Raw genomic sequence first — 14,582 nt, 5'->3', positions numbered from 1 at the left:
CCCGATGGCCGTGATCGGTTCCGTCGCTGGCGGCGAAAGGCGGGAGCGGCTACACCGCCGGCCATGACCATGCTCGCCCATCACCACACGCCCGGCGCCGCCCCCACCATCGTCTTCCTCCCCGGCTATCGCTCCGACATGCAGGGATCGAAGGTGCTGGCGATGGAGGGCTGGGCGCGTGACCGCGGCCAGGCGTTCCTGCGCTTCGACTATGCCGGCTGCGGCGAAAGCGCGGGCGCCTTCGAAGACCAGACGCTGGCGAGCTGGCGCGACGACGCACTGCGGATGATCGACACGGTGGTGGAAGGGCCGGTGGTGCTGGTCGGCTCGTCGATGGGCGGCTGGCTGATGCTGCTGGTGGCGCAGGCGCGGCCCGGGCGCGTCGTGGGCATGGTCGGCATCGCCGCCGCGCCCGATTTCACCCGCTGGGGCTTCACCGATGCCGAGAAGGCGACGCTCGCCAAGGAGGGCCGGCTCGAACAGCCGAGCGACTATGGCCCCGAACCGATGGTCACCACCCTCCCCTTCTGGACCTCGGGCGAGGCCAACCTGGTGCTGGAGGCGCCGATCGCCTTTGACGGCCCGGTGCGCCTGCTCCAGGGCCAGCGCGACGCCGAGGTGCCGTGGGAACTGGCGCTGCGGCTCGCCGACACGCTTCGTTCAGACGATGTGCAGGTGACGCTGGTCAAGGGCGGTGACCACCGCCTGTCGCGCGACGCCGACATCCGCCTGCTGCTTAGCGCCACCGAGGACGTATTGATCGCATGCTCTTCCCCCTCCTCCTGCTGATCGCCCAGCAGCAGACCCCCGCCGCCATCGCGCCCAAGGCCGGCCCGGTGCTGCGCGATGCCGAGCGCGCCCGCGCCGCTGCCGCCAAGGCTGCCGCGCCGGTGCCTGCGGGCGAGCCGCCGCGCTTCACCAAGTGCATGGATCTCGCCACCGGCGATCCGGGCGCGGCGATCGACGAGGCGGTGAAATGGGGCACCGACAAGGGCGGCATGTTCGCCCGGCAGTGCCTCGCCGTCGCCTATACCAACCAGGGCCGCTGGGACTCGGCCGCGGCCGCGTTCGAGGAGGCCGCAGGCGAGGCGGAGACCGCGAAGGACGGCGCCCGTGCCGCGGTCTACTGGACCCAGGCGGGCAATGCCTGGCTCGCCGCCAAGAAGCCGCCCAGGGCACGCGCGGCGATCAACGCCGCGCTGGCCAGCGGGCAGCTGAAGGGGCTGGCGCTGGGCGAGGCCTATCTCGACCGCGCCCGCGCCGCTGTCGCCTCCGGCGAGAATGTCGGCGCACGTGCCGATATCGACGTCGCACTTGCCAAGGCCGGCGACGATCCGCTCGCCTGGCTGCTCTCGGCGACGCTCGCGCGGCGAATGAACGACCTGCCGCGTGCGCAGAAGGACATCGCCGAGGCGGTCAAGCGCGCCGGGGATGACGCCGCGGTCCAGATCGAGGCGGGCAACATCGCGGCGGCGAGCGGCGACGAAGCGGGCGCCAAGGCGGCGTGGAACAAGGTCGTCGCCGCCGCGCCGAGCAGCCCGCAAGCCACCGCCGCCCGGGCCGCGCTCGCCCAGTTCGACGCCGCACCGGCCAAGTAGCGGGTGGAACCGAGCGCGGGGCGCCCCTATCTGGCGGGAAACGCCAATCCAGGGAGTGCCCCCGTGAAGTTCCTCCACACCATGATCCGCGTCACCGACCCGGACGCCTCGATCAAGTTCTTCGAGCTGCTGGGCCTCAAGGAGACCCACCGCATCACCAGCGAGAAGGGCCGCTTCACGCTGATCTATCTCGCCACCGAAGCGGACATCGATCCGGCAACCGGCCGCGGCACCGCCGAGGTGGAACTGACCCATAATTGGGATCCGGAAGACTATACCGGCGGCCGCAACTTCGGGCACCTCGCCTTCCAGGTCGACGACATTTACGCAACCTGCCAGCGGCTGCAGGATGCCGGCGTGACGATCAACCGCCCGCCGCGCGACGGCCACATGGCGTTCGTCCGCACGCCCGACAAGATCTCGATCGAGCTGCTCCAGAACGGCAGCCTGCCCCCGCAGGAGCCCTGGGCGTCGATGCCGAACACCGGCGAGTGGTGAGGCGATGACCGCGCTCCAGATCGTCCGCGTCGCCGCCTTTACCGACAATTATGTCTGGCTCGTCCACGATCCCGTGTCGGGCGAGACGATCGTGGTCGATCCGGGCGACGCGGCGCCGGTGCTGGCGGCGCTGGCCGAACAGGGCTGGCAGCTCTCGGCGATCTGGAACACCCACTGGCATCCCGATCACACCGGCGGCAACGCCGCGCTCAAGGCGGCGACCGGTTGTACCGTGATCGCGCCGGCCGCCGAGGCCGCGAAGATCCCCACCGCCGATCGGCTGGTCGCCGAGGGCGATACGGTGGCGATCGGCGGCCATGTCGCGACGGTGCTGGAAGTGCCGGCCCACACCGCCGGGCACATCGCCTACCACTTTGCCGAAGACGCCCTGGCGTTCGTCGGCGATACGCTGTTCGCGATGGGCTGCGGGCGGCTGTTCGAGGGAACGCCTGAGCAGATGTTCACGGCGATGCAGCGCTTCGCCGCGATGCCCGACGACACCATCGTCTATTGCGCGCACGAATATACGCTGTCGAACGGCCGCTACGCGCTGGTGGCGGAGCCGCACAATGCCGCGATCCGCGACCGCATGGCCGAGGTGGAGCGGCTGCGCGCCGCCGGCGAGGCGACCGTGCCGACCACGATCGCCGCCGAACGCGTGACCAACCCCTTCCTCCGCGCGGCGGATGCGCGCATGCTGGCCGAACGCCGCGCCGCGAAGGATAGTTTTGCCGGCTGAGTCGTAGGGTCGGCGAGGAGAGAAACGATGCGCTTCGCCATCACCACTATCATCGGCGCGCTCACGCTCGCCGGCTGCGTCCAGAATGCCGACTATCAGGCCCAGCGCGACGCCCAGGCGCGGCGCGAACTCGCCAGCGCGCTGGGCGACCGGGTGCCGGGCAAGCCGCAGGACTGCATCAACCCTGGCTTCACCGACGGCCCGCAGATCATCGATACGCGCACCCTGGTCTATCGCCAGGGCGCGCGGCTCTATCGCAACGACCTCGCCTCCGAATGCCCGTCGCTGGCGCCGCTGAGCACGGTGATCGTCGAGATGCGCGGCAGCCAGCTCTGCCGCAACGACCAGTTCCGGGTGGTGACGCCGGGTATGAGCATCCCCAGCGGCTATTGCCGGCTGGGGAAGTTCACGCCCTATACCCGGGCAAAGGGGGGCTGAGCAGCCCACCCCCGCTTGCTTACTGCACCTTCAGCTGGTCCAGCGCGAAGGCGAGATACTCCGCATTCTGCTTGTAGCGCTCGAACCGGCCGGACTTGCCGCCATGGCCCGCCTCCATGTTGACGCGGAAGACCAGCGGATTGGCATCGGTCTTGGTCGCGCGGAGCTTCGCCACCCATTTGGTCGGCTCGTAATATTGTACCTGGCTGTCCCACAAGCCGGTGCCGACATAGAGCGACGGATAGGCCTGCGCCGTCACATTGTCGTAGGGCGAGTAGCTGAGCATATAGTCGTAATAGCGCTGCTCGGCGGGGTTGCCCCATTCGTCGAACTCGCCGGTGGTCAGCGGGATCGAGGTGTCGAGCATCGTCGTCACCACGTCGACGAACGGCACCTGCGCGATGATCACGCGATAGTCCTGCGGCGCCATGTTGGCGACCGCGCCCATCAGCAGCCCGCCCGCGCTGCCGCCCATCGCCGCCACCCGGCCCTTGGCGGCATAGCCCTGGTCGACCAGGAAGCGGGTCACGTCGACGAAGTCGGTGAAGCTGTTCTTCTTGTGGAAGATCTTGCCGTCATCATACCATTTGCGGCCCATTTCCTGCCCGCCGCGGATATGCGCGATGGCATAGACCATGCCGCGATCCAGCATGCTCGGCAGCGTCGGATTGAAGCTCGGATCGGTCGAATAGCCGTAGCTGCCATAAGCGTACTGGAACAGCGCCGCCGTGCCGTTCTTCCGGAAGGTCTTGGCATGGACGAGGCTGACCGGCACCCTGGTGCCGTCGCGCGCCGTGGCCCAGACGCGCTCCGTCACATATCTGGAAGCGTCATAGCCCGGTACCGGCTGCACCTTCAGCACCGTCCGTTTGCCGGTCGCGGCATCGACTTCGTAGGTGGTGGTCGGCGTGACCAGCGAGCCATAGGTGTAGCGCAGCACCGGGCTGGCCGGGTCCTCGTTGGTGCCGAGGTCCATGACATAGGCGGGCTCGTCCGCGGTCACGAAGCTGCTCTTGCCGGCCGGGGTCAGCATCCGCAGCCGCTTGTTGCCGCCCGAGCGCTCCTCGATGGCGAGAAAGCGATCGAAGGGCTGGAAATTCTCGATGAACACCGTGTCGCTGGTCGGCACGAGATCGGCCCAGCCGGCGCGCCCCGCCGCGGCCTTCGCATCCGGCACCACCATGATCCGATAGTTGGGTGCCTGCCAGTTGGTGCGGATGATCCAGCGCCCGCCCAGGTGATCGGCATTGTAGAGGAAGTCCCGCGCGCGCGGCGCGACCGGCGTGAAGGCAACCGGATTGGCGGCCGGCGCGCAGCGCTGCTCGTCGCTCACGGTCGAATGGAGGTTGATGCAGATATAGCGCTCGTCGGTCGTGGCGCCGATGCTCATGTAGAAGGTGTCGTCCTTCTCGGTATAGACGAGCCGGTCGGCCGAGGCGGGGGTGCCGAGCACATGCGCCTTCACCCGCGTGCCGAGCAGCGTGACCGGGTCCTTCTCGACATAGAAGATCGTCTTGCCGTCCGCCGACCACACCAGCCCGGCCTCGATATTGGGCACCGTGTCGGCGAGCAGCGTGCCCGTGGCGATGTCCTTCACCTTCAGCACATATTGCCGGCGGCCGACGGTGTCCTCGGCCCAGGCGATGCGGGCGTTGTCGGGGCTTACCCGCCAGTTGCCGATCTGGAAGAAACCCTTGCCCTTGGCCATCGCCGGCTGGTCGAACAGCAGTTGCTCGGGCGCCGCCATGCTGCCCTTGCGCCGCGCGACCACCGGATAGTCGGCGCCGGTATCGAAGCGGGTGTAGTAGACATAGCCGTGCTTGGCATAGGGGACGCTGGCGTCGTCCTGTTTGATGTGGCCGATGATCTCCCGGTACAGCGTGTCCGCCATGGGCCTGGTCGGCGCGAGCACCGCATCGGCATAGGCGTTCTCGGCCGCCAGATAGGCGAGCATCTCGGGATTCTTCCGCGTATCGTCGCGGAGCCAATAATAGGGATCCTCGCGGGTGGCGCCGAAGGGGGCCTTCACCGCGTAGGGCTTCTTCGCGGCGACCGGCGGCGTGGGGGCGCTGGTCTGGGCGACCAGCGGCGCGGCGGCGGCGCCGGCCAGCAGCGTGGCAAGAACGAGCTTCTTCATGGAGTCCCCCGGATCGAGTCGATCGCGGGAACCTGCCAGATCGTTGGGACGGATGCTACTCAAGCCCCTCCCCTGAAGGGGAGGGGCTTAGTATTGCAACCTCACAGCACGTAGCGGCTCAGGTCCGTGTTCCGCGCCACGCTCGCCAGTTGCCGGTCGACATAGGCCGCGTCGATCACCACGGCGCTGCCGCTGCGATCCTCGGCCTCGAAGCTGACTTCCTCGAGCAGCTTCTCCATCACCGTCTGCAGGCGGCGGGCGCCGATATTCTCCACCTCGGCATTCACCTCGGCGGCGATCTTCGCGACCGCTCGGATGCCGTCCTCGGTAAAGTCGATCGAGACGCCCTCGGTGCCGAGCAGCGCGGCATATTGCCGCACCAGGCTCGCCTTGGTGTCGGAGAGGATCGCGACGAAATCCTCCTCGGTCAGCGCCTTGAGCTCCACCCGGATCGGCAGGCGGCCCTGCAGCTCGGGCAGCAGGTCGCTGGGCTTGGCGACGTGGAACGCGCCGGAGGCGATGAACAGGATATGGTCCGTCTTCATCGGGCCGTATTTGGTCGCCACCGTGGTGCCCTCGATCAGCGGCAGCAGGTCGCGCTGCACGCCCTCGCGGCTCACCGATCCGCCGCGCACGTCGGACACGGCTATCTTGTCGATCTCGTCGAGGAAGACGATCCCGTTCGCCTCGGCGTCCGCCAGCGCCACCCGGCTGACCTCGTCCTGGTCGAGGCGCTTGTCGGCCTCTTCCTCGACGAGCTTCTCCCAGGCGGAGCGGACATTGAGCTTGCGGCGCTTGAGCGGCGTGCCGGTCAGGCCCTTCATCATCTCCGACAGGTTGATCATCTGCGGCGCGCCGCCGGGGATGTCGAACGGCATCTGCGGCGCCTGCTCGACCTCGATCTCGACTTCGGTGTTGTCGAGCAGCCCTTCGTTGAAGCGCTGCTTGAACGCCTCGCGAGTCGCGGTGCTCGAATCCTTGCCGGTCAGCGCATCCAGCAGCCGGCCCATCGCCGCCTCCTCGGCCTTGTCCTTCACCGCGGAACGGCGACGCTCCTTCTCGAGTCGGATCGCTTCCTCGACCAGATCGCGGGCGATCTGCTCGACGTCGCGGCCGACATAGCCGACCTCGGTGAACTTGGTCGCCTCCACCTTCACGAAGGGCGCATCGGCGAGCTTGGCGAGGCGACGGCTGATCTCGGTCTTGCCGCAGCCGGTGGGCCCGATCATCAGGATGTTCTTCGGCGTCACCTCGTCGCGCAGATCCGCGCTGAGCTGCTGCCGGCGCCAGCGGTTGCGCAGGGCCACGGCGACGGCCTTCTTGGCGTCCTTCTGGCCGATGATGTGCGCGTCGAGCGCGGCGACGATCGTCTTGGGGGTGAGGTTCTGGTTCATTTTGTACTCGTTCCCCTCCCGCTTGCGGGAGGGGCTAGGGGTGGGCGCCCGCCATCCGCGAGCGATGTCTTTGGAGGCGAGCGAGGGCCCACCCCCGGCCCCTCCCGCACGCGGGAGGGGAGAAGAAGTCAGTTCGCGCTGTCCAGCGACTCCACGGTCAGCCGGTCGTTGGTGTAGACGCACAGCTCGCCGGCGATCGCCATCGCCTTGCGCGCGACCACTTCGGCATCGGGCTCGTACTCGATCAGCGCGCGCGCCGCGGACAGCGCGAAATTGCCGCCCGAGCCGATCGCCGCGACGGTGCCATGCTCGTGCGCCTCGGGCTCGAGCACGTCGCCATTGCCGGTGACCACCAGCGTGACGTCCTTGTCGGCGACGAGCAGCATCGCCTCCAGGTTGCGGAGATATTTGTCGGTCCGCCAGTCCTTGGCGAGCTCCACCGCCGCGCGCAGCAGCTGGCCGTGGTGCCGCTCCAGCTTGGCCTCGAGCCGCTCGAACAGGGTGAAGGCATCGGCGGTGGCACCGGCAAAGCCCGCGATCACCTTGCCGCCGCCCTGCGGACGCACTTTCCGCGCATTAGGCTTCATCACGGTGTTGCCGGCCGAAACCTGGCCGTCGCCCGCAATCACCACTTTTCCCGATTTGCGCACGGAGAGGATCGTCGTGCCGTGCCACGCAGCGTTCTTGTCACTCATGGACGCGCATATGGGTGGCGGGTGCGGGCGTGCAAAGGGGGAGTTCCCCTAAGGCCGCGCAAGCGCAACGATCCGGCGATTTCGTGATTGCTTGGGTGTGGCTTGGTCGGGGCGACAGGATTCGAACCTGCGACCCCCACACCCCCAGTGTGATGCGCTACCAGGCTGCGCTACGCCCCGACCGAGGGTGCGCCCTGTATGCCGCTTGGGGGCGGGACGCAACCCCCAAAGCGCGCAAGCTCAGCGATCCAGCGCTTCCAGCCCCATCGCGATCGCGCCGAGCGGCCCCGCCATGTCGCCCAGCCCCGGCGGACCGACCCGCTCGTCGAGCTCGGCGGAGTAGCCCGCCAGCGCGCCATAGCCGTTGATGCTTGCCGCCACTTTCGCCCGCACCGCGCCGAACAGCTGCGGCCGCCGGGTCATCACCCCGCCGCCGATCGCGATCCGCTCGGGCGCGAGGCTGACGATCAGGTTGTGGAGCAGCGCCGCCAGGTCATGCGCGAAATAGTCCCATTCGGGCGCGTCGTCGGCGACGTCCTGCCCCGGCCGGCCGAATCGGGCGGCCAGCGCCGGGCCGGAGAGCAGCCCCTCGGCACAATCGCCATGGTACGGACACCAGCCCTGGAACGTGTCGCCGGGCGCGCGGGCCGAGCGCATATGCCCCGCCTCGCCATGCGCATAGCCCATGATCGGCCGGCCATTGGCGACCAGCCCCACGCCCACCCCGGTGCCGATGGTGATGTACGCGTGGGTCGAAAGCCCCGCCGAAGCACCCCAGCGCGCCTCCGCCAGCGCCGCACCGTTGACATCGGTCTGGATTGCCAGCGGCTTGCCGTAGCGCGCGGAGAGGCGCCGCGTAAGATCGGTGTCGTTCCAGCCGGGCTTGGTCGTCGCGATGATCGAGCCGAAATTGGGCCGCGCCGGGTTGAGTTCGATCGGCCCGAAGCTGGCGATGCCAATCGCGTCGAAGGACCAGCTATCGAGCACCGCTTCGAGTCCGGCGAGCGTGGTCGCCGGATCGGTGGTCGGCACAACATGCTGTTCGCGCACGTCGCCCGGGCCGCTGCCCAAAGTGGCGACGCATTTGGTGCCGCCCAGTTCGAGGCCGGCAATCGAAAGGTTCGCAGTCATGCAACCGCGCTAGCGCCCCGCGCCGCGCGGGGGAAGCCCGTCTGCGCTCACCGATCGCGCGGATGCATATACTCGCTGAGGGTGACAAACGCGAGCGCGAGCGTGAAAACGCCCATCGCTCCCATCACCATGTACAGATAGTTGCTGCCAATGACGTCGAGCATTTCCGCCTCCATCAAGAAGAGCGGAAATATCCCGTATTTACCCGGCCTTTACTTTGACGACGGTCAAATTCTAGTTTCCTGCCGGGAGGTGCGTATGTATGGAAAGGATTGCGCACAAGCATCGGAGTTTATGACAGATAGGCCCGCCCACGATCCCACGGCGATGGCGCTTCTGTTCGAGGCGTCGACGGATCGCGGCGTGCTGCTGCTCGACGTCGACGGCCGGATCGCCAGCTGGAGCCGCGGCGTCGAGCTGCTCGACGGCTGGACGCCTGCCGACCTTACAGGCGCCGACGTCGCGCTCCATTACCCCCCGGCAGAAGCCAAGGCCGCCAAGCCCGCGCGCGACCTGGAACGCGCCCGCGCCGCCGGCCGGCTGATCGAGGAAGGCTGGCGCGTCCGCCGCGACGGCAGTGAATATCTGGCGGAAATCCAGCTCTCCGCGCTCGTCGACGCCGACGGCCGCTTGCACGGCTATGCCGAGGTGTTCCGCGACATCACCGATCACAAGGCCTCGCAGACCGCGCTCGCCGGCAGCGCGCTCCACCTGCGCTCGATCCTCGCCACCGTGCCCTCGGCGATGGTGGTGATCGATGCCCAGGGCACCATGCTCTCGTTCAGCGCCGCTGCCGAGCGGCTGTTCGGCTGGACGGAAGCGGAGGTGATCGGCCGCAACGTCAGCATGCTGATGCCCGCCCCCGACGCGCAGCTGCACGACTCCTATCTCGCCCGCTATCTCACCACCGGCGAGCGCCGGGTGATCGGCATCGGCCGCATCGTCGTCGGCCAGCGGCGCGACGGCACCGATTTCCCGATGGAATTGCAGGTCGGCGAGGCGAGCAGCGAGGGGCAGCGGATCTTCACCGGCTTCATCCGCGATCTGACCGACGAGCAGCGCTCCCAGCTCCGCCTCAAGGAGCTTCAGTCCGAGCTGATCCACGTCTCGCGGCTCTCGGCGATGGGCACCATGGCCTCGACACTCGCGCACGAGCTCAACCAGCCACTGACCGCCATCGCCAATTATCTCGAAGCCGGGCGCAACCTGATGGCGCGCGACAGCGATGATCCCGAGGATCAGGCGATGATCCAGGAAGCGATGGCAGAATCGGTCAAGGAGGCGCTGCGGGCGGGCAACATCGTCCGGCGGCTGCGCGAGTTCGTCGCGCGCGGCGAGGCGGACATGGGGCTGGTCGACCTGCCGCGGCTGATCGACGAGGCCAGCCGGCTGGCGCTCACCGGGTCGCGCGAGCTGGGCGTGCGCGCCTTCTACGCGCTCGATCCGCGCGCCACCGCGGTGCTGTGCGACCGGGTGCAGATCCAGCAGGTGCTGGTCAACCTGATCCGCAACGCGATCGAGGCAATGGCGGAGAGCCCGGTGCGCGAGATCACCATCGGATCGGAGGTCGCCCCGCGCAACCTGGTCCGCGTCTGGGTGGCCGATACCGGCCCCGGCATCGTGCCCGAACAGGCGCCGCGGCTGTTCCAGGCCTTCGCCACCACCAAGGAGCGCGGCATGGGCCTCGGCCTCTCGATCTGCCGCACCATCGTCGAGGCGCATGGCGGCCGCATCTGGGCCGAGCCGCGCGACGAAGGGGGCACCATCTTCAACTTCACCCTGATGTCCGCACACGAGGAACCCGCATGAGCGACCGCAAGCGCATCCACCTGGTCGACGACGAGGAATCGGTCCGCCGTTCGACGAGCTTCATGCTGCGCACCTCGGGCTATGACGTCGACACCTATGGCTCGGGCGTCGATTTCCTGGGCAGGGTGGGCGGCGCCAAGCCCGGCTGCATCCTGCTCGACGTACGCATGCCAGAGATGGACGGGATCGAGGTCCAGGCGGAACTTGCCAGGCGCGGCGTCAAGCTGCCGGTGATCGTGCTGACCGGCCACGGCGATGTCGGCACCGCAGTGGCGGCGATGAAGGGCGGCGCGATCGACTTTCTCGAAAAGCCGTTCGAGAAGGATGCATTGGTCGAAGCCCTCGAACGCGGCTTTGAGCGGCTGGAGGAGGGCGATGCCGCGCTTGCCAGCCGCGCGGAGGCCGAGCGGCGCATCGCCTTGCTCTCCCCGCGCGAGAAGGACGTGCTGCGCGGGCTGGTGCGCGGGCATCCCAACAAGACCATCGCCTATGACCTGGGCATCTCGCCGCGCACGGTAGAGGTCCACCGCGCCAACGCCATGGCCAAGCTGGAGGCGCGCAGCCTGTCCGAAGCGCTGCGGCTCGCCTTCGCCGTCGGGCTGGACGACGACTAGGGCAGCACGCCTGTCCCACCCCGGTCAACGCAAGCGGCTGGCAAGATGCGCCGCCGCGTGTATGGTCGATGGGTTTGCTGGCCGCGATTCCGCCGGCGATGGGGACTATCGACTTCAGAATGACTCATTTCCCGATCGGCATTTTCGGGGTGCTGGCGATTTTGGGCATCGCCTTCCTGCTTTCCAGCAATCGCCGGGCGATCCGCCTGCGCGTCGTCGGACCCGCCTTTCTGCTCCAGGCCGGCCTGGCGGTCATCGTACTTCGGACCGGCTGGGGCCAGGTAGCGCTGCACAGCATGGCGAACGGCGTCTCGGCGCTGCTTGGCTATGCCAGCGCGGGCACCCAGCTGCTGTTCGGCAATCTCGCCAAGCCCGAGCTGGGCGGCCAGAGCCTCGCCATCGCCGCATTGCCGGTGATCATCTTCTTCGCCGCGCTCGTCTCGATCCTCTACCATGTCGGCATCATGCAGCTGGTGGTGCGCTGGATCGGCGGCGCGATTGAGAAGGTGACCGGGGTCAGCAAGGTCGAATCGCTCTGCGCGGCGGCGAACATCTTCGTCGGCCAGAGCGAGGCGCCACTGGTGATCCGGCCCTATCTGGCCCGCCTCACCCCCTCGCAGGTCTTCGCGGTGATGAGCGTCGGCATGGCGGGCGTCGCGGGGACGATCCTCGCCGCCTATGCCAGCCTGCTCGGGCCGGCCTCGCTCCCCTACCTCCTCGCAGCCTCGTTCATGGCGGCACCGGGCGGACTGATGATGGCCAAGATCATCATGCCGGACGAGCCCGCCGTCGTCGACGCGCCGATGTCCGGCGAGGACGAGGTGATCCGCGTCGCCGAGGAGGATTTCCAGGAGGAGCGCGCCGCCAACATCATCATGGCGGCGGCCAATGGTGCTTCGACCGGCGTGAAGATCGCGGTGGCGGTCGGCGCGATGGTGCTCGCCTTCGTCGCGCTGGTGGCGCTGGCCAACGGGCTGCTCGGCATGGTCGGCGGCTGGTTCGGCTATCCGCACCTCAGCTTCCAGGCGATCATCGGGGCGATCTTCGCGCCGGTGATGTACCTGCTCGGCATCTCCTGGCACGAGTCGCTCACGGCCGGGGGGCTGTTCGGCACCAAGGTGGTGCTCAACGAATTCGTCGGCTTCATCGAGCTCGGCAAGGCAACCGACCTCGCGCCGCGCTCCAAGGCGATCATCACCTTTGCCTTGTGCGGCTTCGCCAATTTCAGCTCGATCGCGATCCAGATGGCGACCACCGGCAGCCTCGCGCCCAACCAGCGCCCGGTGATTGCGCGGCTGGGGATCAAGGCGCTGATCGCGGGCAGCCTCGCGAACCTGATGTCGGCCGCGCTGGCTGGGTTGCTGCTGCCGTAATTCCTAGTGCTCCTGCGAAAGCAGGAGCCCAGGGTAGGAGAGCAAGTCGCCCGCGACCCTGGGCCCCTGCTTTCGGAGGGGCACGGAGGTGAGGCAGGCGCTCGGTGTAGCGATGCGCCGATCAGCCCCCGCCGATCCCCTCCACCACCTTGCCGCTACCGCCGCAGTTGGGGCACTCGCCGCCGTCAATGCGACCCGACCCGCCGCAACGGCGGCAGATGTCTTCGCCGGTGCCCGGCGTGCCCGGGGCGGCGTCGTCGCCGGGATTGAGGGGTTCGGCCATGGGTGCTGCTCCTATCCGTCGAGATGTACGGCAAGCCAAACGCTCGGCCGGTCGCGCGCGGTCCATGTCACCCAATGTTTCTGCCCGGCCTGGATCAGCAGATGGTCGCCCGGGGCCAGCCGCACCTCGGCCGAATCCTCGATCCGGATCCCCGCCGCACCTTCGAGCAGCACCACCCATTCGTCCCAGTCCTGCACCATCGGCGCCTCATCGGGCGTCGCCTGCCCGCGTGAGACGATCCGCTCGATCCGCACGCCTGGGCGCTTGAGCAGATCGGTGAACGCCTCGTCGTCCTTCGCCTCTGGCAGGTCGCGCAGCAGGTTGGCGACCTCAGGCTTGAAACGCGGCTTGGGCGGCGGTGCGGGTTTGGACTTGGGGGAAGGCTTCGGCTTGGGAGCGCGCTTCGGTCCGGGCGTGGTCTCGACCGAAATACTCCAGTCGCTCCGCATCCCGCCGCGCAAGAACCCGCGGATCGCCTCGGCATCCGCCGTCAGCCCGTCCGCCCCGACGCCGAATATCTCCGCCCCACCCGCATCCTTGAGCCCGTACCGCCCGAAGTCGCCCCCGGGCTTGCGCCGCCGCGACTTGACCAGCTTCAGCCCGCGATGCGCCGCCATCGCCCGCAGCTCGTCGTCCTGTTCCGCCACACGGCCCTCCCTTGGATTCCGGCCCCAAACGCGCCAATAGCCACGCATGCCCCGTTTCCAGTTCACCATCCACGCCACCGACGGCAAGGCGCGTCGCGGCACCATCGCCATGCAGCGCGGCGAGATCCGCACCCCCGCCTTCATGCCGGTCGGCACCGCCGCCACCGTCAAGGCGGTGAAGCCGCAAGACGTGCGCGCCAGCGGTGCCGACATCCTGCTCGGCAACACCTATCACCTGATGCTGCGCCCCACCGCCGAGCGCGTCGCCCGGCTGGGCGGGCTGCACAAGTTCATGGGCTGGGACCGACCGATCCTCACCGATTCAGGCGGCTACCAGGTGATGAGCCTGTCCGAACTGACCAAGCGCAGCGAGGAAGGCGTCGCCTTCGCCTCGCACCTCGACGGCTCGCGCCACATGATGAGCCCCGAGCGCTCGATGGAGATCCAGCGGCTGCTCGGCTCCGACATCGTCATGGCGTTCGACGAGTTGGTGCCGACCACCTCGACCCGCGACGTGCAGGCCAAGGCGATGGAGCGATCGATGCGCTGGGCCAAGCGCAGCCGCGCCGGCTTCGATTCGGGCGAGGAACATGCCGCCCGCGCTGCCCTGTTCGGCATCCAGCAGGGCGCACTCGACGAAGGCCTGCGCCAGGCGAGCGCCGATGCGCTGAAGGATATCGGCTTCGACGGCTATGCGGTCGGCGGCCTCGCGGTGGGCGAGGGCCAAGAAGCGATGTTCGGCGTGCTCGACTATGCCCCCGGCCAGCTCGACGAGACCAAGCCGCGCTACCTGATGGGCGTCGGCAAGCCCGACGACATCGTCGGCGCGGTCGAGCGCGGCATCGACATGTTCGATTGCGTGCTGCCCACCCGCTCGGGCCGCACCGGCCAGGCCTTCACGCGGGAAGGCCCGATCAACATCCGCAATGCGAAGTTCGCCGAGGACCAGGGCCCGCTCGATCCGGCCTGCGCCTGCCCGGTCTGCGGCACCTGGAGCCGCGCCTATATCCACCACCTCGTCCGCGCCGGCGAGATCCTCGGCGCGATGCTGATGACCGAGCATAATCTCTGGTTCTACCAGTCCCTGATGGCGGACCTGCGCGCGGCGATCGAGGAGCAGCGGCTCACCGCCTTCGCCAATGATTTCCGCGCAAAGTACCAGACGACAAAGGGCTGAGCCCGCAGCTTTTCCGTGACAGCCGCCGCCCTGCCCCTCTAGGCTCCGG

Annotated in this window: 15 protein-coding genes and 1 tRNA gene; 9 read left to right on the top strand and 7 right to left on the bottom strand. The window is 68.4% G+C overall.

Going from position 1 to position 14,582, the window contains the following annotated elements; genetic code table 11:
* The first annotated feature begins 63 nt into the window (after positions 1 to 63).
* The 5 genes from GGR89_RS16995 (at position 64) to GGR89_RS16975 (ending at position 3,273) form a co-directional block, all read left to right on the top strand.
* Entirely contained in the window at positions 64 to 789 is a 726-nt protein-coding gene (locus GGR89_RS16995) for an alpha/beta fold hydrolase (protein ID WP_125975997.1), read from the top strand.
* Complete coding sequence (locus GGR89_RS16990) at positions 765 to 1,598, top strand: tetratricopeptide repeat protein (protein WP_125975999.1); 834 nt, start codon at positions 765 to 767, stop codon at positions 1,596 to 1,598. The genes GGR89_RS16995 and GGR89_RS16990 overlap by 25 nt, the downstream gene beginning before the upstream one ends.
* Positions 1,599 to 1,661: 63 nt before the next feature.
* A complete protein-coding gene (locus GGR89_RS16985; RefSeq protein ID WP_125976001.1) occupies positions 1,662 to 2,096 on the top strand; it encodes a VOC family protein in 435 nt (144 codons plus the stop codon).
* Positions 2,097 to 2,100: 4 nt separating this feature from the next.
* Positions 2,101 to 2,835: a hydroxyacylglutathione hydrolase gene (gloB, locus tag GGR89_RS16980; protein ID WP_125976003.1), complete on the top strand. Its 735-nt coding sequence runs from the start codon at positions 2,101 to 2,103 to the stop codon at positions 2,833 to 2,835.
* 27 nt (positions 2,836 to 2,862) lie between these two features.
* Complete coding sequence (locus GGR89_RS16975; RefSeq protein WP_125976004.1) at positions 2,863 to 3,273, top strand: hypothetical protein; 411 nt, start codon at positions 2,863 to 2,865, stop codon at positions 3,271 to 3,273.
* A gap of 19 nt (positions 3,274 to 3,292) precedes the next feature.
* Here GGR89_RS16975 and GGR89_RS16970 read toward each other — a convergent pair whose 3' ends face one another.
* The 5 genes from GGR89_RS16970 to GGR89_RS16950 form a co-directional block, all read right to left on the bottom strand.
* Positions 3,293 to 5,410, bottom strand: coding sequence for a S9 family peptidase (locus tag GGR89_RS16970; protein ID WP_206434294.1), 2,118 nt, complete (start codon positions 5,408 to 5,410; stop codon positions 3,293 to 3,295).
* Between the two features lie 101 nt (positions 5,411 to 5,511).
* A complete protein-coding gene (hslU, locus tag GGR89_RS16965; RefSeq protein ID WP_125976007.1) occupies positions 5,512 to 6,804 on the bottom strand; it encodes an ATP-dependent protease ATPase subunit HslU in 1,293 nt (430 codons plus the stop codon).
* A 128-nt stretch (positions 6,805 to 6,932) separates the two neighbouring features.
* On the bottom strand, positions 6,933 to 7,499 hold the full coding sequence (gene hslV / locus GGR89_RS16960) for an ATP-dependent protease subunit HslV (protein ID WP_125976009.1): 567 nt from the start codon (positions 7,497 to 7,499) through the stop codon (positions 6,933 to 6,935).
* Between the two features lie 103 nt (positions 7,500 to 7,602).
* Positions 7,603 to 7,679: transfer RNA gene (locus GGR89_RS16955), tRNA-Pro, on the bottom strand.
* A gap of 60 nt (positions 7,680 to 7,739) precedes the next feature.
* Positions 7,740 to 8,630: an ROK family protein gene (locus GGR89_RS16950; RefSeq protein ID WP_125976011.1), complete on the bottom strand. Its 891-nt coding sequence runs from the start codon at positions 8,628 to 8,630 to the stop codon at positions 7,740 to 7,742.
* Positions 8,631 to 8,924: 294 nt separating this feature from the next.
* Between GGR89_RS16950 and GGR89_RS16945 the strand changes: the two genes are divergently transcribed.
* From GGR89_RS16945 to GGR89_RS16935, 3 genes are all read left to right on the top strand, one after another.
* Entirely contained in the window at positions 8,925 to 10,439 is a 1,515-nt protein-coding gene (locus GGR89_RS16945; RefSeq protein ID WP_164521668.1) for a PAS domain-containing sensor histidine kinase, read from the top strand.
* A complete protein-coding gene (locus tag GGR89_RS16940) occupies positions 10,436 to 11,053 on the top strand; it encodes a response regulator transcription factor (RefSeq protein ID WP_125976015.1) in 618 nt (205 codons plus the stop codon). The genes GGR89_RS16945 and GGR89_RS16940 overlap by 4 nt, the downstream gene beginning before the upstream one ends.
* A gap of 119 nt (positions 11,054 to 11,172) precedes the next feature.
* Positions 11,173 to 12,426 carry a NupC/NupG family nucleoside CNT transporter gene (locus tag GGR89_RS16935; protein WP_125976017.1) on the top strand — a complete coding sequence of 418 codons (1,254 nt, stop codon included), beginning with the start codon at positions 11,173 to 11,175 and terminating at the stop codon, positions 12,424 to 12,426.
* Positions 12,427 to 12,547: 121 nt separating this feature from the next.
* On the opposite strand, the gene GGR89_RS16930 is transcribed toward GGR89_RS16935, so the two are convergent.
* Together GGR89_RS16930 and GGR89_RS22815 are read right to left on the bottom strand one after the other, a co-directional pair.
* Entirely contained in the window at positions 12,548 to 12,709 is a 162-nt protein-coding gene (locus GGR89_RS16930; protein WP_164521667.1) for a hypothetical protein, read from the bottom strand.
* A gap of 11 nt (positions 12,710 to 12,720) precedes the next feature.
* Entirely contained in the window at positions 12,721 to 13,356 is a 636-nt protein-coding gene (locus GGR89_RS22815; protein WP_241213117.1) for a cupin domain-containing protein, read from the bottom strand.
* A 46-nt stretch (positions 13,357 to 13,402) separates the two neighbouring features.
* On the opposite strand from GGR89_RS22815, the gene tgt reads away from it, so the two are divergent.
* Positions 13,403 to 14,533 carry a tRNA guanosine(34) transglycosylase Tgt gene (gene tgt / locus GGR89_RS16915; RefSeq protein WP_125976019.1) on the top strand — a complete coding sequence of 377 codons (1,131 nt, stop codon included), beginning with the start codon at positions 13,403 to 13,405 and terminating at the stop codon, positions 14,531 to 14,533.
* Positions 14,534 to 14,582 lie beyond the last annotated feature (49 nt).

It is taken from the genome of Sphingomonas trueperi (assembly GCF_011927635.1).
GTDB classification, from domain to species: Bacteria; Pseudomonadota; Alphaproteobacteria; order Sphingomonadales; family Sphingomonadaceae; genus Sphingomonas; species Sphingomonas trueperi.
Note: the sequence above shows the minus strand (reverse complement) of the source record. Positions and strands in the feature narration are given on the sequence as shown.

What these genes read in the sequence shown, in the direction of transcription:
- GGR89_RS16995 (WP_125975997.1), top strand. Translation starts at nt 64, where the DNA reads ATGACCATGCTCGCCCATCACCACACGCCCGGCGCCGCCCCCACCATC.
- GGR89_RS16990 (WP_125975999.1), top strand. Translation starts at nt 765, where the DNA reads ATGCTCTTCCCCCTCCTCCTGCTGATCGCCCAGCAGCAGACCCCCGCC.
- gloB (WP_125976003.1), top strand. Translation starts at nt 2,101, where the DNA reads ATGACCGCGCTCCAGATCGTCCGCGTCGCCGCCTTTACCGACAATTAT.
- GGR89_RS16975 (WP_125976004.1), top strand. Translation starts at nt 2,863, where the DNA reads ATGCGCTTCGCCATCACCACTATCATCGGCGCGCTCACGCTCGCCGGC.
- GGR89_RS16970 (WP_206434294.1), bottom strand. Translation starts at nt 5,410, where the DNA reads ATGAAGAAGCTCGTTCTTGCCACGCTGCTGGCCGGCGCCGCCGCCGCG.
- hslU (WP_125976007.1), bottom strand. Translation starts at nt 6,804, where the DNA reads ATGAACCAGAACCTCACCCCCAAGACGATCGTCGCCGCGCTCGACGCG.
- hslV (WP_125976009.1), bottom strand. Translation starts at nt 7,499, where the DNA reads ATGAGTGACAAGAACGCTGCGTGGCACGGCACGACGATCCTCTCCGTG.
- GGR89_RS16950 (WP_125976011.1), bottom strand. Translation starts at nt 8,630, where the DNA reads ATGACTGCGAACCTTTCGATTGCCGGCCTCGAACTGGGCGGCACCAAA.
- GGR89_RS16945 (WP_164521668.1), top strand. Translation starts at nt 8,925, where the DNA reads ATGACAGATAGGCCCGCCCACGATCCCACGGCGATGGCGCTTCTGTTC.
- GGR89_RS16940 (WP_125976015.1), top strand. Translation starts at nt 10,436, where the DNA reads ATGAGCGACCGCAAGCGCATCCACCTGGTCGACGACGAGGAATCGGTC.
- GGR89_RS16935 (WP_125976017.1), top strand. Translation starts at nt 11,173, where the DNA reads ATGACTCATTTCCCGATCGGCATTTTCGGGGTGCTGGCGATTTTGGGC.
- GGR89_RS16930 (WP_164521667.1), bottom strand. Translation starts at nt 12,709, where the DNA reads ATGGCCGAACCCCTCAATCCCGGCGACGACGCCGCCCCGGGCACGCCG.
- tgt (WP_125976019.1), top strand. Translation starts at nt 13,403, where the DNA reads ATGCCCCGTTTCCAGTTCACCATCCACGCCACCGACGGCAAGGCGCGT.